24 protein-coding genes are annotated in these 18,329 nt (G+C 61.0%); 10 read left to right on the forward strand and 14 right to left on the reverse strand.

Annotated elements, in window-relative coordinates; genetic code table 11:
• Nucleotides 1-81 precede the first annotated feature (81 nt).
• Both panB and panC read left to right on the forward strand, forming a co-directional pair.
• On the forward strand, nt 82-879 hold the full coding sequence (gene panB / locus ABVQ20_RS08575; RefSeq protein ID WP_354462143.1) for a 3-methyl-2-oxobutanoate hydroxymethyltransferase: 798 nt from the start codon (nt 82-84) through the stop codon (nt 877-879).
• Nucleotides 876-1,727, forward strand: coding sequence for a pantoate--beta-alanine ligase (gene panC, locus ABVQ20_RS08580; protein WP_354459082.1), 852 nt, complete (start codon nt 876-878; stop codon nt 1,725-1,727). Before panB ends, panC begins: the two co-directional genes overlap by 4 nt.
• Nucleotides 1,728-1,761: 34 nt before the next feature.
• On the opposite strand, the gene ABVQ20_RS08585 is transcribed toward panC, so the two are convergent.
• From ABVQ20_RS08585 to gatB, 3 genes are all read right to left on the reverse strand, one after another.
• The gene (locus ABVQ20_RS08585) at nt 1,762-2,460 is read right to left on the reverse strand and encodes an AIM24 family protein (RefSeq protein ID WP_227347772.1); all 699 of its coding nucleotides are present in this window, start codon (nt 2,458-2,460) and stop codon (nt 1,762-1,764) included.
• Between the two features lie 166 nt (nt 2,461-2,626).
• Nucleotides 2,627-3,121 carry a GNAT family N-acetyltransferase gene (locus tag ABVQ20_RS08590; protein WP_354459083.1) on the reverse strand — a complete coding sequence of 165 codons (495 nt, stop codon included), beginning with the start codon at nt 3,119-3,121 and terminating at the stop codon, nt 2,627-2,629.
• A gap of 3 nt (nt 3,122-3,124) precedes the next feature.
• The gene (gene gatB, locus ABVQ20_RS08595; protein WP_354459084.1) at nt 3,125-4,624 is read right to left on the reverse strand and encodes an Asp-tRNA(Asn)/Glu-tRNA(Gln) amidotransferase subunit GatB; all 1,500 of its coding nucleotides are present in this window, start codon (nt 4,622-4,624) and stop codon (nt 3,125-3,127) included.
• Between the two features lie 409 nt (nt 4,625-5,033).
• Here gatB and ABVQ20_RS08600 point away from each other — a divergent pair, with 409 nt between their 5' ends.
• Nucleotides 5,034-5,276, forward strand: a complete 243-nt coding sequence (locus tag ABVQ20_RS08600; protein ID WP_354459085.1) for a YjhX family toxin — start codon at nt 5,034-5,036, stop codon at nt 5,274-5,276.
• A gap of 48 nt (nt 5,277-5,324) precedes the next feature.
• On the opposite strand, the gene ABVQ20_RS08605 is transcribed toward ABVQ20_RS08600, so the two are convergent.
• Nucleotides 5,325-5,756 (reverse strand): CBS domain-containing protein, encoded by a 432-nt coding sequence (locus tag ABVQ20_RS08605; protein ID WP_354459086.1) that lies wholly within the window; start codon nt 5,754-5,756, stop codon nt 5,325-5,327.
• 86 nt (nt 5,757-5,842) lie between these two features.
• Nucleotides 5,843-6,601 carry a rhomboid family intramembrane serine protease gene (locus ABVQ20_RS08610; RefSeq protein WP_354462144.1) on the reverse strand — a complete coding sequence of 253 codons (759 nt, stop codon included), beginning with the start codon at nt 6,599-6,601 and terminating at the stop codon, nt 5,843-5,845.
• Nucleotides 6,602-7,243: 642 nt separating this feature from the next.
• Between ABVQ20_RS08610 and ABVQ20_RS08615 the strand changes: the two genes are divergently transcribed.
• The 3 genes from ABVQ20_RS08615 to ABVQ20_RS08625 all read left to right on the forward strand — a co-directional run bounded on the left by ABVQ20_RS08615 (nt 7,244) and on the right by ABVQ20_RS08625 (nt 9,540).
• Entirely contained in the window at nt 7,244-7,882 is a 639-nt protein-coding gene (locus ABVQ20_RS08615; RefSeq protein WP_354459087.1) for a PAS domain-containing protein, read from the forward strand.
• A gap of 116 nt (nt 7,883-7,998) precedes the next feature.
• The gene (locus ABVQ20_RS08620) at nt 7,999-8,616 is read left to right on the forward strand and encodes a PilZ domain-containing protein (RefSeq protein ID WP_354459088.1); all 618 of its coding nucleotides are present in this window, start codon (nt 7,999-8,001) and stop codon (nt 8,614-8,616) included.
• Between the two features lie 315 nt (nt 8,617-8,931).
• Nucleotides 8,932-9,540, forward strand: coding sequence for a transglutaminase-like cysteine peptidase (locus ABVQ20_RS08625; protein ID WP_354459089.1), 609 nt, complete (start codon nt 8,932-8,934; stop codon nt 9,538-9,540).
• 117 nt (nt 9,541-9,657) lie between these two features.
• Here the strand turns inward: ABVQ20_RS08625 and ABVQ20_RS08630 are convergent, their stop codons facing one another.
• Entirely contained in the window at nt 9,658-10,185 is a 528-nt protein-coding gene (locus ABVQ20_RS08630; RefSeq protein ID WP_354459090.1) for a gamma carbonic anhydrase family protein, read from the reverse strand.
• A gap of 19 nt (nt 10,186-10,204) precedes the next feature.
• Complete coding sequence (locus tag ABVQ20_RS08635) at nt 10,205-10,540, reverse strand: DUF6949 family protein (protein ID WP_435528331.1); 336 nt, start codon at nt 10,538-10,540, stop codon at nt 10,205-10,207.
• A 118-nt stretch (nt 10,541-10,658) separates the two neighbouring features.
• Here ABVQ20_RS08635 and ABVQ20_RS08640 point away from each other — a divergent pair, with 118 nt between their 5' ends.
• Nucleotides 10,659-11,390, forward strand: coding sequence for a hypothetical protein (locus ABVQ20_RS08640; RefSeq protein ID WP_354459092.1), 732 nt, complete (start codon nt 10,659-10,661; stop codon nt 11,388-11,390).
• A gap of 66 nt (nt 11,391-11,456) precedes the next feature.
• Here the strand turns inward: ABVQ20_RS08640 and ABVQ20_RS08645 are convergent, their stop codons facing one another.
• The gene (locus ABVQ20_RS08645; protein ID WP_354459093.1) at nt 11,457-11,660 is read right to left on the reverse strand and encodes a DUF3126 family protein; all 204 of its coding nucleotides are present in this window, start codon (nt 11,658-11,660) and stop codon (nt 11,457-11,459) included.
• 154 nt (nt 11,661-11,814) lie between these two features.
• Nucleotides 11,815-12,663, reverse strand: a complete 849-nt coding sequence (cysE, locus tag ABVQ20_RS08650; RefSeq protein ID WP_227347784.1) for a serine O-acetyltransferase — start codon at nt 12,661-12,663, stop codon at nt 11,815-11,817.
• Nucleotides 12,664-12,786: 123 nt separating this feature from the next.
• Between cysE and ABVQ20_RS08655 the strand changes: the two genes are divergently transcribed.
• Complete coding sequence (locus ABVQ20_RS08655; protein ID WP_354459094.1) at nt 12,787-13,401, forward strand: HD domain-containing protein; 615 nt, start codon at nt 12,787-12,789, stop codon at nt 13,399-13,401.
• Between the two features lie 90 nt (nt 13,402-13,491).
• On the opposite strand, the gene ABVQ20_RS08660 is transcribed toward ABVQ20_RS08655, so the two are convergent.
• Genes ABVQ20_RS08660 through ABVQ20_RS08670 form a run of 3 tightly spaced genes read right to left on the reverse strand, consistent with a single transcriptional unit; the run spans nt 13,492 to nt 15,387 of the window.
• Complete coding sequence (locus ABVQ20_RS08660) at nt 13,492-14,259, reverse strand: alpha/beta fold hydrolase (protein WP_354459095.1); 768 nt, start codon at nt 14,257-14,259, stop codon at nt 13,492-13,494.
• An 11-nt stretch (nt 14,260-14,270) separates the two neighbouring features.
• Nucleotides 14,271-14,789 (reverse strand): DUF192 domain-containing protein, encoded by a 519-nt coding sequence (locus tag ABVQ20_RS08665; protein ID WP_354459096.1) that lies wholly within the window; start codon nt 14,787-14,789, stop codon nt 14,271-14,273.
• Between the two features lie 25 nt (nt 14,790-14,814).
• The gene (locus ABVQ20_RS08670) at nt 14,815-15,387 is read right to left on the reverse strand and encodes a cold-shock protein (RefSeq protein WP_354459097.1); all 573 of its coding nucleotides are present in this window, start codon (nt 15,385-15,387) and stop codon (nt 14,815-14,817) included.
• A 238-nt stretch (nt 15,388-15,625) separates the two neighbouring features.
• Here ABVQ20_RS08670 and ABVQ20_RS08675 point away from each other — a divergent pair, with 238 nt between their 5' ends.
• Together ABVQ20_RS08675 and ABVQ20_RS08680 are read left to right on the forward strand one after the other, a co-directional pair.
• Nucleotides 15,626-16,066: a VOC family protein gene (locus ABVQ20_RS08675; protein ID WP_354459098.1), complete on the forward strand. Its 441-nt coding sequence runs from the start codon at nt 15,626-15,628 to the stop codon at nt 16,064-16,066.
• A gap of 121 nt (nt 16,067-16,187) precedes the next feature.
• Nucleotides 16,188-16,475, forward strand: a complete 288-nt coding sequence (locus tag ABVQ20_RS08680; RefSeq protein ID WP_354459099.1) for a DUF2218 domain-containing protein — start codon at nt 16,188-16,190, stop codon at nt 16,473-16,475.
• A gap of 13 nt (nt 16,476-16,488) precedes the next feature.
• Here the strand turns inward: ABVQ20_RS08680 and ABVQ20_RS08685 are convergent, their stop codons facing one another.
• Together ABVQ20_RS08685 and ilvA are read right to left on the reverse strand one after the other, a co-directional pair.
• A complete protein-coding gene (locus tag ABVQ20_RS08685) occupies nt 16,489-17,055 on the reverse strand; it encodes a DUF1697 domain-containing protein (RefSeq protein ID WP_354459100.1) in 567 nt (188 codons plus the stop codon).
• The gene (gene ilvA / locus ABVQ20_RS08690; RefSeq protein ID WP_354459101.1) at nt 17,052-18,305 is read right to left on the reverse strand and encodes a threonine ammonia-lyase IlvA; all 1,254 of its coding nucleotides are present in this window, start codon (nt 18,303-18,305) and stop codon (nt 17,052-17,054) included. Before ilvA ends, ABVQ20_RS08685 begins: the two co-directional genes overlap by 4 nt.
• Nucleotides 18,306-18,329 lie beyond the last annotated feature (24 nt).

Below are 18,329 nucleotides of genomic sequence, written 5' to 3' on the forward strand. Positions count from 1 at the left end.
GTATCCGCCATGGTTACTGGCCGAGGGAGATGAAGAGTGGGCCTAGACGCAACCGACCTCGATCTCCGCGCCAGCACGGATATGATTCGCCGCCGCAAGGGCGGTGAGCCGATCGTCTGCCTGACCGCCTATACCTACCCAGTCGCCCGCCTGCTCGACGACCATGTCGACCTGCTGCTGGTCGGCGACAGCGTCGCGATGGTTCTGCACGGCCATAAGACGACGCTTGGCGCATCCATCGAGATGATGATCGCTCACGGACAGGCAGTGATGCGGGGCTCGACAAAGGCCTGCGTCGTGGTCGACATGCCGGCAGGAAGCTACGAGGAATCGGCCGCGCAAGCCGTTGCCTCGGCGCGGCGCATCGTCGACGAGACCGGCTGCCAGGCCGTGAAGCTTGAGGGCGGCGTCGGCATGGCCCGGCAGATCGCGGCGATCGTCGCCGCCGGTATTCCAGTCATGGGACATATCGGCTTGCTGCCGCAATCGGTGGAAAGCGACGGCGGCTACAAGATCAAGGGCCGGACCGAAGAGAATGTGGCGGCGCTGTTTCGCGATGCGGACGCGGTCGAAAAGGCCGGAGCGTTCTCGGTGGTCATCGAAGGCACGATCGAGACCGTCGCCGCCGACATCACACGACACATCTCCATTCCCACGATCGGCATCGGCGCGAGCGGCGATTGCGACGGCCAGATCCTGGTGATTGACGACATGGTCGGCCTGACCGTCGAGCGCGTGCCAAAATTTGTCAAGGAATACGCCAATTTGCGCGACGTGATCTCGCATGCGGCCTCAACCTATGCGGCGGAGGTGCGAAGCCGCGCCTTCCCCGGCCCGGATCACATCTTTTCGGCGACAAGCGGCAAGGAGCCGACATGAGCAGACCCGTCGTCGTCGACAGCGTTGCCGCCCTTCGCGCGCAAATCCGCGACTGGCGGCACGACGGTCTCAGCGTCGCCATGGTGCCGACCATGGGCGCGCTGCATGACGGGCACATCTCGCTGGTCAGGATGGCCCTTGCGAAGGCCGACCGTTGCGTCGTCTCGATCTTCGTCAATCCTGCACAGTTCGCCCCGACCGAGGACCTCGACAAATATCCGCGCCAGCTTGCCGCCGATCTCGACCGCCTGGCGGAGGCGAACGCCCATCTGGCCTTCACACCGACGGTCGGAGAAATGTATCCCGCCGGCTTCGCCACCAGGATTTCGGTCGGTGGCCCCTCCTCCGGGCTGGAATCGGACTTTCGGCCGACCTTCTTCGAAGGTGTCGCAACTGTCGTGGCAAAGCTGTTTTTGCAGGCGTCTCCCGACTTCGCGGTATTTGGCGAAAAGGACTATCAGCAGCTTTGCGTGGTGAGACAGCTTTGTCGCGACCTCGATCTGCCCGTCGGAATCATCGGCGCGCCCACGGTGCGCGATGCCCATGGTCTCGCCATGTCCTCGCGCAACGCCTATCTCAACGAGACCGAGCTCAAGATCGCCCGTCAGTTCAACGTGATATTGCGCAAGGCCGCGGCCGCCCTGGCGGCAGGCGGCAGTGAAGCAGCCATCACCGGCAACGCGGTTTCGGCGCTAGCCGAAGTGGGCTTCGACAAGATTGACTATGTGCAGGCGCGCGAAAGCCTGACGCTAGCGCCCTGGCGAAACGACCACAGTGGCCGCCTGCTTGCCGCTGCCTGGTTAGGCAAGACCAGGCTGATCGACAATATCGAGATCCCCTCCAGCTAGGCCGAAGGGCGACGCGCAACCACGCTGCCGCGCCTCATTCCTCGGTCGGCATATGCAGATACATCGACTGGATGCCAACCCGGCCAGGACCGGTGAAGCGATTGACGATGAAATTCATGTTGGCGCCGAAGAAGCCACTGGATAGACGGTCGATCTTGGTCTCCATCCTGACCGACGCATCCTTGAACAGCCAGCCACCCGGCTCGATGTCGATGGTTTCGCCGGCGGCAAGTGTCTTTTCGAAGACGTTGCCATAGCCATGCAGCCAGACAACGCCATCGCCGGCATCACCGCGAAAACGGTCGATGAAGAAGCCGCTTTGGCCAAACAGCATCGTCGCCATGCCGCGCACACGCTCGAACGTGTATTCGACATTGCCGGTCGCCGCGAGGAACTGATGCTCGCGAACCTGGATCTCCTCGCCGCGCCTGAGATGGATCGGCACGATATGTCCCGGTCCGTCACGGCTGAAGGCGATGATGCCTTGCCCTGACGCCTCGGTGACGAAGATCTGCATTCCGGCCATCATGCGCTTCAGCGCGCCCTTCAGCGATTTCAGGCCGATGGTGATGGTGGAGTTCTTCCAGAGCAGGATGTGGTGCTCGAAATAGACAGGCATGCGCGAAACATCGACAGACAGGACGGGCACCAGCTCGCCTGCGACATGGTAAGTGACGCCGCCAAAGGTTTCGTCCGACACCTGCGTCGGCAACAGTTCTGGTAGGCTTGGCATGGTTCCCCCTCAACGCCGCCTTGCGCAAATATCCAGTTGTTCTGGCATGCGCACGGATACCGGCTGCGTCAGCTTGGTGCCAGGCCATCGTACCGTCAAATGAAAATCCGCCCTTGGCCGGACCGCTCGCGCGAAGGTGATCCAGGCACAGGCCGGCAGGCGTCGCTCAGCCGGCAAGAGGCCGGCGGTAGACGAGCGTCGGCTTTCCCGAGGCACCAGCGTGCTCGCCGACATCACCGACGGATCGCACGAAGCCATTCGCCTCATAGAAGGCGATTGCTCGTGTGTTCTGCTCCTCGACCTCCAGGCGGATGGTGTGGGCTTCCGGGAAGCTCTCGATGACTTCATCGAGCAGCATGCCGCCAATGCCCCTGCCCTGCAGGCTGGGAAGCACATAGAGCTGCTTCAGCACGACCGATCCTCCGCCATCGATGCTTTCGGCAAAGGCCACGCCGCCAATGCGCTTGCCGTCATCGGCAACGAGGAACTCGCTGTTTGGCCGCGTCAGCCTTGTCTTCAGCGAAGCAATCGAGTGCCACTTGTCCGTGATCTCGGTAACGCGTTCGACGCCGTAGATGGCGTCATAGGTTGCATGCCAGGTTTCGACCAGCAACGCCCGGATGGCGGCGAGGTCGCGATCCCCGGCGGTGCGGACGAACATGCCCTACTCGATGCCCAGCTTGGCCTTGACGAGGTCGTTGACGGCCTGCGGATTGGCCTTGCCACCGGTTGCCTTCATCACCTGGCCGACGAACCAACCGGCCATGGTCGGCTTGGCGCGCGCCTGCTCGACCTTGTCGGGGTTGGCGGCTATCACGTCATCGACGGCCTTTTCGATGGCGCCGGTGTCGGTGACCTGCTTCATACCGAGGCTTTCGACCAGTTGGCGCGGATCACCGCCCTTGGTCCAGACGATCTCGAACAGATCCTTGGCGATCTTGCCGGAGATGGTGCCGTCCTTGATCAGGTCGATGATCGCGCCGAGCTGATCGGGCGAAACGGGAGCCTTTTCTATGTCTCCGCCGGCCTTGTTCAGTTGCCCGAGCAGATCGTTGATGACCCAGTTGGCGGCAAGCTTGCCATCGCGGCCGGCGGCAACCTTTTCGAAATAATCGGCGATCGCCTTTTCCGAAACCAGGATCGAGGCATCATAGACCGACAGGCCAAGCGAGGAGATCAGCCGCGCCTTCTTGTCATCCGGCAGTTCGGTCAGGTCTTTCGCCAATGCGTCGACATAGGCCTGGTCGAATTCGAGTGGCAACAGGTCGGGGTCGGGGAAGTAACGGTAATCATGCGCTTCCTCCTTGGAGCGCATCGACCGCGTCTCGCCCTTCACGGCGTCGAACAGGCGGGTTTCCTGATCGATCTTGCCGCCGTCCTCCAGGATGGCGATCTGGCGGCGCGCTTCGTATTCGATGGCCTGGCCTATGAAGCGGATCGAGTTGACGTTCTTGATCTCGCAGCGCGTGCCGAACTCGCCGCCGGGCTTGCGCACAGAGACGTTGACGTCGGCGCGCATGGAGCCTTCGTCCATGTTGCCGTCGCATGTGCCGAGATAACGCACGATGGTGCGCAGCTTGGTGACATAGGCCTTGGCTTCGTCGGCGGAACGCATGTCGGGCTTGGAGACGATCTCCATCAGCGCCACGCCGGAGCGGTTGAGGTCGACATAGGACATGGTCGGGTGCTGGTCGTGCATCGACTTGCCAGCGTCCTGCTCCAGATGCAGGCGCTCGATCCCGACCTCGATGTCCTCGAACTCACCCTGGCGGTCCGGACCGACCGAGACGATCACAGTACCTTCGCCGACGATCGGCTGCTTGAACTGCGAAATCTGATAGCCCTGCGGCAGATCGGGATAGAAATAGTTTTTGCGGTCGAAGACGGATTTGTGGTTGATCACGGCCTTCAAACCGAGACCGGTGCGGATCGCCTGCTTGACGCATTCCTCGTTGATGACCGGCAGCATGCCCGGCATCGCCGCGTCGACAAGACTGACATTGGCGTTGGGCGCCGCGCCAAAAGCCGTCGAGGCGCCGGAAAACAGCTTTGCTTGCGAGGTCACCTGCGCATGGACCTCGAGACCGATGATGATCTCCCAGTCGCCGGTGGCGCCGGGGATCAGGCGTTTTGCGTCGGGCGTGCGGGTGTCGATGAGTGTCATGGTAGCCTGCGAATTACGGTGACCGAACTCACGTTTGAACGTGGGTTTCACGTCTGGAGTGAAACTCATTCGCTAGTGCAAACCGCCAAAAGAGACAAGCGCAAAGCCACGGACTGGCCTTTACTGCTGCATTCACCTATATGCCGCCCATCCCAATGGAGAGTGGATGTCTACTTACGCTGAGTCCCGGTAAGGCCCTGACCTCCTAGCGAGGCAGGGCAGAAAACCTGAAACCCCGTGCCGCGATGCTTTCGCGGCGGTGGGATTTTTTGTTTTCCCGGAAACTCTCCCATGGATATTTCGCGCAGCGCATGACCCCGAAAATCGGAGTCGATTTTCGGAAGGGGATCATGCGCCAAGTTATAAGTGCCACAGCGTCCTTTGCGCGTCCAAGAGGACGCGCGGCGCTGTGGGACAGCGCGTCCTGCACTTGCTCGCGCAGGGCGGTCGCATTGAAATCGAAAAGAACGAAAAGAAACGGATCGCCTCCGTCAAATGCCTGACCCGCGACGGCTGGCATTATCCGGGCGTCGATCTCGACCTGTTTCGAAAGTTGAAACGGAAGAAGGCGGTTTCGTCTTCGGATGGCGGCCCCTACCGCATCACAAGGCGCGGGCTCGAACTCGTCCGTTCCGAACTCGACAACAGATAGAAGCCAGGTTCCGCCGGCCGGCATTCCGGTCGGCGGTTTCCCTTCAGATCAAGCCGTGGCGATATAGGCCCTGATTTCGTTGGCCTCGCGCTCGACATCCTCGATACGGCGCTTGACCACGTCGCCGATGGAGATGATGCCGTCGAGCAGACCGTCCTTTTCCACCGGCAGATGGCGGAAACGGCCCCGGGTCATGATCTCCATGACTTCGTTGACCGTATGATTCTCGTTGCAGATCTTCACTTTCGGCGTCATCGCCGAGCGCACGGCAATGTCGAGCGCGGCGGCTCCTTCCTTGGCGATCACCCGCACGATGTCGCGCTCGGAGAGGATGCCGACGATCTTGCGGTCACCATTGGTGATGACCAGCGCACCGATCTTGTGCTCGGTCAGGATGCGAATGGCCTCGCTGAGTTTTTCGTTCGGCCCGAGCGTCAGCACGTCGTGGCCCTTGCTTTCGAGAATTGCCTTAACCGTCATGGCGACCTCCTCCGCTTTGCTTGCCGGTTCCTGCCCTGACCGGCTTCACTTAAGAGTGAACATCGTGCGCCGCGATCGGTTGCATTTCAAGTGCGGTAGTCGGTGCCCGTCCATTCGGGTTGCTGCCATCGCCGATCAAACCATCGCAGGCCGAAGAAGCCGGCGACAAAGCCGCCGACATGAGCCTCCCAGGCGATCTGGCCATCAAAGCCGAAGGCGAAGCCGAACAGGCCGGTGGCGAGGTTGATCACCATCCACGCGGCGATAAAGATCATGACGCCGCGCAAGCGCAGGATGATCGCGATCGGCAGCACAGGGCCGGCGAAGGCAGTTTTGCCGGCCGAGCGGTCGGTACGGAAACCAAAACGCGCCGCCGCTCCCATCATGCCTGATATCGCGCCGGAAGCCCCAACCAGTGGCACTTCACCGAAAGGATGAATTGCCCAGAAGAGCACCACCGAAGCCAGTCCGGTCACGGCGAAGAACAGCGCGAACCAGAGAGTGCCCAAGCGGTTTGCCAGCGGCGAACCGAAGGCAGCGAGCATCACCATATTGATCAGGATATGGGCAAAGCTGCCGTGCATGAAGGCATAGGTGAAGGGGCGGGTTAACAGGAACCAGTCAAAGCCGTATTGACCGGTGTAGAGGGCCGGAATGAAGGCCCCGTCGTAAAGCAATGTCAGTTGCTGGGTTTGTGTCAGCACATATTCCTGCAACAGGTAGACGACCACGCAGATGCCGATCACCGCCAGCACGACGGGAGGCAGGTTGAACACCGGCTCGCGTCGCGGCTCCGGCTCGCGCTGCGTCTGTTCGATTTCCGAAGGGCTTACCGGTTCACTCATGCGTGGTTGCACTCGGTCCTGGGGTTCAGTTTCACGGCCATCCAAGCCGCTTACCCATAAATGGGAGGCAACGCCAGCCAACCAATGCCCACGCTACCTTTCATTGCGGACGCAAGCCGACCGGCGCGACGACTTCGCAAGCGCCACAGCCAGTTGATCTCCGCATGGCCTCCGTCCGAAGTCTCCTTATTTTCGGGTTTTGCAATGGCGATCGCCATGGGCTGATGACCAGCCTCGCGATCGCGCCGCGACGTATCTTGATGCGCGCCTTGGCCGTGCACGAGATCGCCGCCAGTAAAATCACAATAGAGAATCACATAAAGCGAATCACAGGACGCGAATCAAAAAGAAGCCGTCCAAGGTTTCCCTTGAACGGCTTGTCGAGCCCCCTGCTCCCCTAAAACTCTTGACCGAAGTGCTGCCGATCGTCGCGAAACGACCGCTTCTGGAGTGGTTTTGGTATGCCACAGGCCTGTCGCAGGCACAACGTAAACCACTTGTTAACCTTAACGGCCCCGACCCGTGAACAAGTGTTAACGACGCTGGCACGCTTCCTGCTCCGCAACGCATGTAGGTCATCGGAGGGCGCCCTTCTGTTCACCGATGGGACATCAGACGACAGATTGCGCGGAGCAGCATAACATGAACCAGAACGGATCGATCACGCTGTTCCATTATTGGAACCGCCTGCGTGACGGACGCCCTGCGCCGAAGCGCTCTGAAATCGAACCCGCCGATATCAAGTCGCTGCTGGCCGATACATTCATCCTTGAAAAGGATACGCGCGGCGAAGCCGTCTTCCGGCTGGCGGGCACGCGGCTGTGCGCCACCTATGGCCGTGAGCTCAAAGGCTTTTCCTTTCCCTCGCTATGGCGCGAAAAGGACCAGCGGCTTGTTTCAAAACTCATCCATGGCGTTTTCGACCAGAAATCCGTGGTGCTGATCACCTATGAAGGCTTCAGCCGCAACGGCCGCACCAACAAGTTCGAACTGCTTGTGCTGCCGCTTGATGGCGGCATCGAAAATCCACGCTGCCTGGGCGCGATAACAGCCGCTGAAAAACCGTTCTGGCTGGGAGCGGACCCAATCACCGACGTGCTCATTGATTCCATTCGCGTCGTTGATCCGGAGAAAGAACCGCTATTCCTGGCAAACCGGCCCGCGATCAATGTACCGTCGCTTGTGCCGTCCGAACTCGACGCACCGGAGACGATTTCGGCACTCGGGCGCGCGCGCCGGATTCGCCACCTTGTGGTGTTCGACGGCGGACGCGAGGAATAGCCGGAATACCCGAGCTCTGACGACCTGCTTTTTCCCTTTGTTAACCTGCACTGCGGTACTTTTCCGCTGAAATTCCTCGCATCGGCGCGGGAATGCCAAACGGGGTGTAGGCAGTCATGAGGTCAGCGGCGGTCGATTACGCGCCGTCCCGAGCTGAAAGGCGTAACTTTCAGCGCGTCCGGGTGAAGATTTATGGACGCTTCATGCTGGAAGACCGCACCGAACACCCCTGCCAAGTCGTCGACATGTCGCCTGGCAACGTAGCGCTGCGCACCGAGCGCATCGGCATGCCCGGCGAGAAAGTCATCGCCTATATCGATCACATCGGCCGCATCGAGGGCGTCGTCACCCGCACCCTGCAGGACGGATTCGCGATGACCGTGATCGCGTCGGACCGCAAGAAGGACAAGCTCGCCGCGCAATTGACCTGGCTCGCCAACAAGCACGAGCTCGATCTGCCGGAAGACCGCCGCCATGAACGCGTGGCGCCGCGCAACCCGACCAGCGTGCTTCAACTCACCGATGGGCGCCAGTACCAGTGCCGCATCATCGACCTGTCGCTTTCGGGCGCGGCGATCGAAATCGACGTCAAGCCGGCGATCGGCATCCAGGTGATGCTGGGCACCATGCGCGGACAAGTGGTGCGCCACTTCGAAGATGGGGTGGCCATCGAGTTCGCGGTCATACAGCGGCCCGAAACACTGGATTCAGAATTCAACGCACCCCGCACCTGATGCCGGTTGCAAATCGGTAGATCCAACCAAACCGGCCGTTTGCGGCCGGTTTTTGTTGATACGCCCGATTTGCGTATTCAGCCACGCGTCGGTGGGAAAGTCCGCCGAGGCCTACCCAACTTTGTGTTGCACACGCCCGTGCCGAACCGGCGCGCCAGCAAGCCCTGAGGCATCGAAAATCCTGAATACTTTTATATTTAAATGATTCAAACTTTACGTTTATTCTATTGGACTTTTACTTAATGTCTACTTCGGCCTTTTGCGTCAAATAAATCCAGTCGTGTCATTGTCTCCTCAAACGGGGAGACTAGAAAAATGAAGAACACGTGGGGCAGGCTGTTGCTTATGGCAATGGCGATGCAGCTTTCCGCCTGGGGGACAGCCTATGCAGCAGGACCGGTTTTCATGCACACCGGCGCCCGCACCACGCAGCCTGTCGGCCACTATGAGTTCTGCCAGCGCATACCGGTGGAATGCAACGAAAAGACCCCCAAGGGACCGCCGGTCGAACTGACCAGGAAGCTGTGGGCGACGATCGTCAACATCAACAACTCGGTCAACACCCGCATCAAGCCGCGTACCGATCTGGAAAATTACGGCGTCGAGGAATACTGGTCCTACCCTGACAACGGCTACGGCGACTGCGAAGACTACGCGCTGGAAAAGCGCCGTGAGCTGATGGATGCTGGTGTCCCGGCGGGTAATTTGCTGATGACGGTCGCGCGTCAGCCGAACGGCGATGGCCACGCGGTGCTGACCGTCCGCACCAGCCTTGGCGAATTCATCCTCGACAACCTCGAGCCCAAGGTCCTGTCCTGGACCGACACCGACTACACCTACCTGAAGCGCCAATCGACTGAGAATTCCGGCGTTTGGATCACGATCAACGACGGCCGCGCCGACGCGGTCGCCAGCGTCCGCTGAGGATGTAACGAGAAACCCGGTCGAGTCCCCACCCTCCCCGTCCCCAACGACCGGGTGAAAGGAGCCGGCCCCCGTCCCCGGGGCCGGCTCCGCCATTTCTGGCGATGGCCAGTCGAGCTAGATCTTTTTCAACCCCGCCTTGAACCGCTTGCCATTGGCGACGTAATGCGCGGCTGACCCACGCAGCCTTGCGACAGCGGCATCGTCCAGGGCCCTGACAACCTTCGCTGGCGAGCCGACGATCAGCGAATTGTCGGGAAATTCCTTGCCCTCGGTGACCAGCGCACCGGCGCCAACCAGCGAATTCCTGCCGATCCTGGCGCCGTTCAGCACAATGGCGCCCATGCCGATCAGGCTGTTGTCGCCGATCGTGCAACCGTGCAGCAGGGCGCGGTGGCCAATTGTGCAGCCTTCGCCGATGGTCAGCGGAAAGCCCGGATCGGTATGCATGATCGTGTGTTCCTGCACATTGGTGTCGGCGCCGATGATGATCGGCTCATTATCGCCGCGGATGACGACGCCGAACCAGATGCCTGCATCGCGGCCGACCTGGACATCGCCGATCAGCGTGGCGTCTGGCGCGATCCAGTTGCTGCCGGCCTCCTCGAAGGAGGGCTCTTTTCCGTCGATCGCATAGGCCGGCATTTGTCTCACTCCGAATCGTTCAGGCTGGGAAGCCGGCGGAACCTAGGGGAATGGCGACCCAGGAGGCAATGGCGATCAGCACGACGCCCAACGCCAGCGCCCAGATGGCCGCGGTACAGCCGCAGGAGATCAGCATCGCCGTCGATATCAGGCGGTTACGACGAGCATCCAGGGCATCGTTGACCAGCATGAACGGCCCGGCGCAGGCGGTCGCGACGAGAGAACGCAGCACATGCGCCGGCGACACATAAGGCTCAGCGAAGGCGACCTTGCGCCCCGCGATCAGTTCCATTGCCGATCCGGCAAGGCCGCAAACCGTCAACCCGACTGAAAACGCAAAAAGGACAAGCAGCATCGGACCCATCTTTACCATCCATTTACCATGAAATCGCACAGTCGTTGCAACAGCGCTGCAAGGGCCATGCCGCGTCATGTGTCCCGCCTGGGGACAGGCGGCAGAGATCGAGGATTTCATGAGACAGGCGGCGACCGCGACCGACCCGAAATTCACCGTGGTCGATTCCAGGCTGATGAAGCGGGTCTTCTACGCCTTCGCGACCTTGGCGTTGCTTTCGGTGGTGATCAGCCTTGTCGGCAAGTGGTTCGGCCACTCGATTGCCATGGCCGGCTATACCGACGACGGCTCGGTCCGCCGAATCGTCATCGGCAACAATGTCATCTCCGTGCCGGCCAATGCCATTCGCTTCGCCCAGGCAAGGCGCGACGGCATCGCCTCGCGACTCGACCTCTATCTGCGCTATCCGGAAATGGATGGCTACAGCGAGGCCGCCCGCGATGACTTCAACCACACCGGATCAACCAAGAAGATCTTTTTCCTCTCGTTTGAACCGCGGATGATGTCGCGCGACATGAGCGGCCGCTTCGCGCCTATCTACAGCGCGCTCATCACCCAGCCCGGCACACCCGGTCCCGGCGGCACGACGCTCTACAATTTCAATGAGAAATCAGGCTACATGAACGAGCAACTGGTCGTCGGCAAACGCCCAGGCAAGGATCCATTCGTGGCACGCTGCCTGAGCGGTCCAAACGCGGACGAGTCGCTGGCGCCTTGCGAACGCGACATCCACGTTGGCGACAACCTCAGTCTGACCTATCGATTTCCGAAGGAGTTTCTCGGCGACTGGCCGGCGCTTGAGGCGGCGATCGTCGCTGAAACCACGCGCATCCTGACGACGGGACGCTAAAATATCATTTGAGGGAGGCTGGCCGGACGCATTCGGTGCGGGTCCGGCCGCCGCGGGTACTCTGGCTCAGGCCAGGTCGATGTCGAGGATCGCCATCGAGAAATTGTAATCGCCGTCGTCCTCGTCCTTGAAGACGATGCCGAGGAATTCGTCACCGGCATAGACCTCGGCCGAATCGTCCTTGCGCGGCCGCGCCTTCACCTGCAATTTGGGGTTCTGGAAGACGCGCTTGAAATAGGCGTCCAGCTTTCTGATTTCGTCGGGCTTCAACAGTCTTCTCCGATCGTCGGCTTGCTCGTGTGAATGCGCTTCTGGCACGTCGACAATGGCGATGTAAAGGCAAGGCCGGGTTATTGCAGGGGATGCTGGCGTGCCAACGAGCCCGTCGGGCAATCCCTGCCCGATCGAGCAACGCCCCGGGAAATCAGATGTCGAAGGAGACGACCTGATCCATCGATTGGGACGGAAGAAGCTGGTCCATCTGGCGCGAAGGCCGATCGCAGCCCGTCTCGCCGACGACGCGGGCGGGTACGCCGGCAACCGTCTTGTTGTGCGGTACGGGTGAGAGCACGACCGAGCCGGCGGCGATCTTCGAGCAATGGCCGATCTCGATATTGCCGAGAATCTTGGCGCCAGCGCCAATCAGCACACCGTAGCGGATCTTGGGGTGGCGGTCGCCACCGGCCTTGCCGGTGCCGCCCAGCGTCACGCCATGCAGGATGGACACATCGTCCTCGATCACTGCGGTCTCGCCGACGACGAGGCCCGTGGCGTGATCAATGAAGATGCCCTTGCCGATACGGGCGGCCGGGTTGATGTCGGTCTGGAAAACCGACGAGGAGCGGCTCTGCAGGTAGAGTGCAAAATCCTTGCGGCCCTGGTTCCACAGCCAATGCGCCAGCCTATGGGTCTGGATGGCATGGAAGCCCTTGAAATAAAGCACCGGCATGATGAAACGATCGCAGGCCGGATCGCGGTCGTAATAGGCCTGGATGTCGACACGCACCGTTGTCGACCACTCCTTGTCATCGGCCAGCATCGCCTTGAACGTCTGGCGAATAAGGTCGGAGCCGATGTCCTGGTGGTCGAGCCGCTCGGCCAGCCGGTGGATGACCGCCTCTTCCAGGCTCTCCTGGTTGAGGATCGTCGAATAGAGGAATGCCGCCAGCAGCGGGTCGCGGTTGACCGCTTCCATCGCCTCGTCGCGGATCGAGCGCCAGATCGGGTCAACCGGCTGCAACGCGTTTGATCGGGAAATGCTGATGCTGTTCATCGACGTGTCCTGCCGCCTTGCCTATGGTCCGGCCGCACCTATAAGCCAGATCATATCACGATTGAACTCAATTTTCCTTAGTGCTCTATCAAATGGATTTGGTTCGCGGGAATTCAAGCAGCCATGGAAAACGAACCCTTGATCGACAACGCCTTGAAATCAGCCCTTTCCAGGCTCTACGAAGCCGGGGATCGTCACTATCACGGCCTCGCCCATATCGAGGCGATGCTGGCGCTTGCGGGCGACTATCGCGCGCTGCTGCACGACGCCGACGCCGTCGAGGCGGCGATCTGGTTCCACGATGCTATCTATGACAGCCGGGCCAAGGACAACGAGGCTCGAAGCGCTGCGCTTGCCGCGAAGGAGCTTGCCGGCCGCACCGACACGAAGCGGATCGGCCGCATCACGGCGATGATCGTCGCCACCGCCACCCATGAATTGCCTCGGCTTGCCGACGAAAGCGCCCTTCGTGACGCCGCCCTGTTCCTCGACATGGACCTGTCGATCCTTGGCGCGGAGCCGGGCGCTTTCGACGCCTATGAACGCGCGGTTCGCCGTGAGTATGGATGGGTGGAGGAGCCAATGTGGCGCGCCGGCCGTGGCGCGGTCCTGAAGACCTTCCTTGCCCGCGAGCACATCTTCCACACCGAGGAATTCCAGCAGCGGTTCGAAGCACAGGCCAGGCACAATATGGCGCGGTCGCTCGAGGCGCTCGGGCTGGCTTCAAGCCCCACCTGAGGCCAGGCCGAAGCTTCCGTCAGGAAAAGTCTCCGAGCCCTTGCAGCATCTCCGCACAGGCGACGAGGAGATAAGCCAGCGCCGCACCGCTCAGAGCGGATTTTCGGCGTAGAACTCCAGAACGCGCTGCTTGAAGGACTTGTCCCCGACCGCCAGCATGTGGTCGCGGCCCTCGATATGAAAAGCGCGGGCGTTCGGCATCAAGGCGGCCAGTTCGTCCGGCGAGCCGCCAATGTCGTCCGTCGTCCCGACAGCGACCAGCGTCGGCTGGGCGATACGCGCGAGGTCGTCCTCAGTCAGCAATTCCCGCGAGGTGGCAATACAGGCCGCCAGCGCCAGGCGGTCGCTGCGGGTCTGATCAGCGAAGGCGCGGAACGAACGTCCGCGCGGATGGCTGACGGAACCCGGATCATCGGCAAGCAGCGCCTTGGCGATCGGATCCCAGTCACCGACGCCGTCGATCATGCCGATGCCGAGCCCGCCAAAGACCAATGTCGCCACCTTATCCGGATCGGACAGCGCCAGGAACGCCGATATGCGCGCGCCCATCGAATAGCCCATGATATGCGCCCGCTCGATGCCGAGATGGTCCAGCAAAGCCGCCGCGTCGGAAGCCATTTTCGCAGGCGTGTAGTCGGCCTCGTCATAGCTTTTCGAAGACGAGCCATGGCCGCGATTGTCAAAGGCGATGGCACGGTAGCCCGCATCGTTCAGCGTCTTGAACCAGCCAGGCGATACCCAGTTGACGGAGTGGCTGGAGGCAAAACCGTGGATCATCAAGACCGGATCGCCGCTCCCCGATGCCGGTTGGCGATCAAGGTAGGCAAGCTCGAAACCGTCATGGGAGAAAAATTGCATCGGCCAGACGCTCAGTCAGAGTCAACATTCGCGCCGATTTTCGGATGGCGCAACAGATCGCCGTCCGCGATGCCATCCTTGGCGGCCGTTCCCGCCTTGAGCTCCAGCACGTAGCGGACCGGCGCGCCGGGCGAGATGATCGCTTCTGACTGAGCTTCGCCCCGCTTGATTGAGCGGATCCGGCCGTCCTCGCCGACAAAGACGAGGTCGAGCGGCATCGGCGTGTTCTTCATCCAGAAGTTGACCTCCCGCGACGCGTCGAACACGAACAGCATGCCATGATCGTCGGCCATGTCGGTACGAAACATCAAGCCGGCCTCGCGCTCGGCCTCGGTATCGGCAACTTCAATGGAGAATGATCGGTCACCGCCTTTGGTCACGGCGACCAGCGGCGCAGGATCGACAGGAAGGATCATCGCCTTGCCGTCGGCCGAACTCGATTCCTGTGAATAGAAGAAAGCGCTGGCGGCGATGACCACTGCCATCGCGGCGCCGACCACGCCGGCCGTCAGCCAGTTCCTGTGAGCCATTCAAGATCCTCGGCCGGAAATCGTCCTAATGCGAAACCGACAAGGTACCCATATCGGGGTGAATTTCGGCAGCCATAAGGCCCTTGTCGCCGCGCCCGAACCGAACCAGCACGACCTGTCCCGGGCGAAGCTCGGTGATGCCGTAGCGGCGCAACGTCTCCATATGGACGAAAATGTCCTCGGTGCCCTCGCCCCGTGTCAGGAAGCCGAAGCCCTTGGTGCGGTTGAACCATTTCACCAGAGCGCGCTCGAGGCCGCTCTCCGGCGTCACCGACACATGGGTGCGCTGCTCCTGCATCTCCGCCGGATGGATCGCCGTGGAGACATCCATGGAAAGAACACGGAAGGCCTGCAAGCCACGATCGCCATGCTTGACGAGGCAGACAACGCGGGCGCCTTCCAGAGCGGTCTGGAAGCCGTCCTTTCGAAGACATGTCACATGGAGGAGAATATCGCCTGACGAACCGCCATCCGGAAGGATGAAACCGTAGCCCTTGGCCACATCGAACCATTTGATGGCACCGGCGACTTCAACGAGATCGGCATCGCCGCCATCCTCCCGCTTCAAGGCGTCGCCAACGGTCCCGTCCCGCCCCATGAAAGAGGCCTTTTCCCCCATAAGAATGCCCCCTTTTTTCAAGAACACCGCTACTGATTCTTGACATCAGATTAACACTGCGCCTTCCGGTGTGTGCAAGACCTGCCGTGCCTTTTTTCACGGTTCATTACGGCAATACCGGATTTGTTGTTTGCCGACGCCATCAACTGTTGGCGATTGCCCTTTGAGGGGGCCGCTCGTATGTTCCGCGCGACACAACATCCTCGAGGAAAATCCCATGCGCTATCTGCACACCATGGTTCGCATCGCCGATATCGATGCCTCGCTCGATTTCTACTGTGCCAAGCTTGGCCTGAAGGAAGTGCGCCGTTACGAAAATGAACAGGGTCGCTTCACGCTGATCTTCCTCGCGGCTTCGGAAGACGAGCACAGCGGCATCGCCGACAAGGCGCCGCTGGTCGAACTGACCTACAATTGGGATGCCGAAGACTACAAGGGTGGCCGGAATTTTGGTCACCTCGCCTATGAGGTCGACGACATCTACGCCACCTGCCAGAACCTGATGGACAAGGGCGTCACCATCAACCGCCCGCCACGCGACGGCAACATGGCGTTCATCAGGTCGCCGGATGGCATCTCGATCGAGCTTCTGCAGAAAGGTCCGGCCAAGCCCAAGGCCGAGCCGTGGGCCTCGATGGCGAATACGGGAAGCTGGTAGCCGATCCCGTCGCACAAGACGGATGGCTGCCAACGCTGTCCGCCAGTCTGGCGCTTCGCCAGATCATGCCTATCTGTCCGGATATCGCGCCAGCCCCTCTCTGGCGCCAGGAGAACCGACCATGACAACCAGCCGTGCCGACGTCGCCACCGAACATGCGAGCCGCTATCTGCAGCAACTCTGCAAGCACTGGGCGCACAAATTTCCGGTCGAGTTCGACCCAAGCCACGGCGTCATCGATCTGTCGATGGGCCGCACTGTGATGGACGCGGATGCGGCAACTCTCCACATCGAGGTTACGACAGAGGAAGCCGGCTCGATCGAACGGCTGGAAACGGTCGTTGCCGATCACATCAAACGCTTCGCTTTCCGCGAAGAGCTGGTGTTCGACTGGAACCGCGCAGCATAAACATATTTCGAAGTCAGCTGCCGCTGCCGACTTTGCCGGCCATTTCCAGCAATGCCAGCACCGAACGCCAGTTGCGCGCGGTGCCTGGCACTTTCAGCGTGCGCGGGATCAGTCCTGCGAACACGGACTTGCCGAGCCCATCAGGGGCATGCAGATAGAGCACGTCGCCCTTGATCTGAAATTTCTCCGGACCTGTGCATTTTTCCGACAACCGGGCCTCGTCCTCGGCAGTCGGCTCTCGCTCCAGCACATAGGCGTGGAGCTTGGTCGGCTCCTCCGCAACCTCCGGATACGGGTTTTGCTCGACCAGACGCTCGAACCAGTCCGCGTCGCGAACCATGATGCGCGAATGAAATCCCCATTTCTTCTCGAAGGCTGCCTCCAATTGGCTGGTCAGCGTTGCCGTATCGCCCTTGCCGGACTGGAACACAACGTTGCCGCTCTGCACATAGGTGGCGACTTCGCTGAAACCGAGATCCTCGAAGAGCGCCCTCAGCTCGACCATCTTGACGATGCGGTTGCCGCCGACATTGATGCCGGAAAACAGTGCTATGAATATCTTCCCTGTCTTGCCGCTCATATGATGAACCCCGCCAGCGTCTCGTTGTCGGTGATGTCCTGATACTGGACGCCCTCGGCTTCGAAATTCGCCCTGAGCAGGTCGAAATTCCGGCGGTCCTTGGTTTCAATGCCGATCAACACCGAGCCGAAATTGCGCGCCGACTTCTTCAGATACTCGAAGCGCGCAATGTCGTCGTCGGGACCGAGCATTTCGAGGAAATCGCGTAGCGCGCCCGGCCGCTGCGGAAAGCGGATGATGAAGTACTTCTTCAAGCCCTCGAAGCGCAGCGCCCTTTCCTTGACGTCCGGCAGCCGCTCGAAATCGAAATTCCCGCCGGACACGACCGCAACGATGGTCTTGCCCCTGATCTCCTTCCTGGAGAAATCCTTCAGTGCGTCGATCGCCAAGGCGCCGGCCGGTTCCAGAACGACGCCCTCGATGTTGAGCATCTCGATCATCGTCGCGCAGAGCCGGTTTTCCGGGATCAGCCGCACGGTGTCGGCGGGAAAATCCTTGAGGTAGCGCAACGGCTCGCGGCCGATCTCGGCCACGGCCGCGCCATCAACGAAATTATCGACCTTGGCGAGCTTGAGGCGCTTGCCGGCGGACAGGCTCTCGCTCAGGCTCGGCGCACCGGCGGGCTCGCAAAAAACGAAGCGCGTTTCGCGGCCCTGATCGGCGAAATAGTGCGTCACGCCGGCTGCCAGACCGCCGCCACCGACCGGCAGCATGACGATGTCGGGCATGCGGGCGCCCAACTGCGCGGCGATTTCGTAGGCGACGGTCGCTTGCCCCTCGATGATGTCCTTGTGGTCGAAAGGCGGCACCATATGCGCGCCGGCACTTTCAGTGAACTCGAAGGCGGCCCGGTAGCAATCGTCGAAAAAGTCGCCGACCAGCTTGATCTCGACGAACTCGCCACCAAACAGGCGCGTCTTATCGATCTTCTGCTGCGGCGTCGTCACCGGCATGAACACAACACCCTTCTTGCCGAAATGCCGGCAGACGAATGCGAAGCCCTGGGCATGATTGCCGGCGGAAGCACAGACGAACAGTTCCGCATCATTGCCGGCTGCAAGTGCCTTGCGGAAGAAGTTGAAGGCGCCGCGGATCTTGTATGAACGCACAGGCGACAGATCCTCGCGCTTCAGGAGCACGCGCGCACCGGTCTTCTTCGACAAATAGTCGTTTTCCTGCAGCGGCGTTTCCGGAAAGATCTGGCGGATCGCGGCTGCGGCGGTGGCGACGCGGGAGGAAAAACTGGTCATCGGAAAATCACCTTGGACCGCGTC

This window comes from Mesorhizobium shangrilense, assembly GCF_040537815.1.
GTDB lineage: Bacteria > Pseudomonadota > Alphaproteobacteria > Rhizobiales > Rhizobiaceae > Mesorhizobium > Mesorhizobium shangrilense.

Bases quoted from the DNA above. Each gene is read 5' to 3' on its own strand.
- panB (WP_354462143.1), top strand. From the start codon at position 82: ATGATTCGCCGCCGCAAGGGCGGTGAGCCGATCGTCTGCCTGACCGCC.
- panC (WP_354459082.1), top strand. From the start codon at position 876: ATGAGCAGACCCGTCGTCGTCGACAGCGTTGCCGCCCTTCGCGCGCAA.
- ABVQ20_RS08585 (WP_227347772.1), bottom strand. From the start codon at position 2,460: ATGCCAAGCCTACCAGAACTGTTGCCGACGCAGGTGTCGGACGAAACC.
- ABVQ20_RS08590 (WP_354459083.1), bottom strand. From the start codon at position 3,121: ATGTTCGTCCGCACCGCCGGGGATCGCGACCTCGCCGCCATCCGGGCG.
- gatB (WP_354459084.1), bottom strand. From the start codon at position 4,624: ATGACACTCATCGACACCCGCACGCCCGACGCAAAACGCCTGATCCCC.
- ABVQ20_RS08605 (WP_354459086.1), bottom strand. From the start codon at position 5,756: ATGACGGTTAAGGCAATTCTCGAAAGCAAGGGCCACGACGTGCTGACG.
- ABVQ20_RS08610 (WP_354462144.1), bottom strand. From the start codon at position 6,601: ATGAGTGAACCGGTAAGCCCTTCGGAAATCGAACAGACGCAGCGCGAG.
- ABVQ20_RS08615 (WP_354459087.1), top strand. From the start codon at position 7,244: ATGAACCAGAACGGATCGATCACGCTGTTCCATTATTGGAACCGCCTG.
- ABVQ20_RS08620 (WP_354459088.1), top strand. From the start codon at position 7,999: ATGAGGTCAGCGGCGGTCGATTACGCGCCGTCCCGAGCTGAAAGGCGT.
- ABVQ20_RS08625 (WP_354459089.1), top strand. From the start codon at position 8,932: ATGAAGAACACGTGGGGCAGGCTGTTGCTTATGGCAATGGCGATGCAG.
- ABVQ20_RS08630 (WP_354459090.1), bottom strand. From the start codon at position 10,185: ATGCCGGCCTATGCGATCGACGGAAAAGAGCCCTCCTTCGAGGAGGCC.
- ABVQ20_RS08635 (WP_435528331.1), bottom strand. From the start codon at position 10,540: ATGCTGCTTGTCCTTTTTGCGTTTTCAGTCGGGTTGACGGTTTGCGGC.
- ABVQ20_RS08640 (WP_354459092.1), top strand. From the start codon at position 10,659: ATGAGACAGGCGGCGACCGCGACCGACCCGAAATTCACCGTGGTCGAT.
- cysE (WP_227347784.1), bottom strand. From the start codon at position 12,663: ATGAACAGCATCAGCATTTCCCGATCAAACGCGTTGCAGCCGGTTGAC.
- ABVQ20_RS08655 (WP_354459094.1), top strand. From the start codon at position 12,787: ATGGAAAACGAACCCTTGATCGACAACGCCTTGAAATCAGCCCTTTCC.
- ABVQ20_RS08660 (WP_354459095.1), bottom strand. From the start codon at position 14,259: ATGCAATTTTTCTCCCATGACGGTTTCGAGCTTGCCTACCTTGATCGC.
- ABVQ20_RS08665 (WP_354459096.1), bottom strand. From the start codon at position 14,789: ATGGCTCACAGGAACTGGCTGACGGCCGGCGTGGTCGGCGCCGCGATG.
- ABVQ20_RS08670 (WP_354459097.1), bottom strand. From the start codon at position 15,387: ATGGGGCGGGACGGGACCGTTGGCGACGCCTTGAAGCGGGAGGATGGC.
- ABVQ20_RS08675 (WP_354459098.1), top strand. From the start codon at position 15,626: ATGCGCTATCTGCACACCATGGTTCGCATCGCCGATATCGATGCCTCG.
- ABVQ20_RS08680 (WP_354459099.1), top strand. From the start codon at position 16,188: ATGACAACCAGCCGTGCCGACGTCGCCACCGAACATGCGAGCCGCTAT.
- ABVQ20_RS08685 (WP_354459100.1), bottom strand. From the start codon at position 17,055: ATGAGCGGCAAGACAGGGAAGATATTCATAGCACTGTTTTCCGGCATC.
- ilvA (WP_354459101.1), bottom strand. From the start codon at position 18,305: ATGACCAGTTTTTCCTCCCGCGTCGCCACCGCCGCAGCCGCGATCCGC.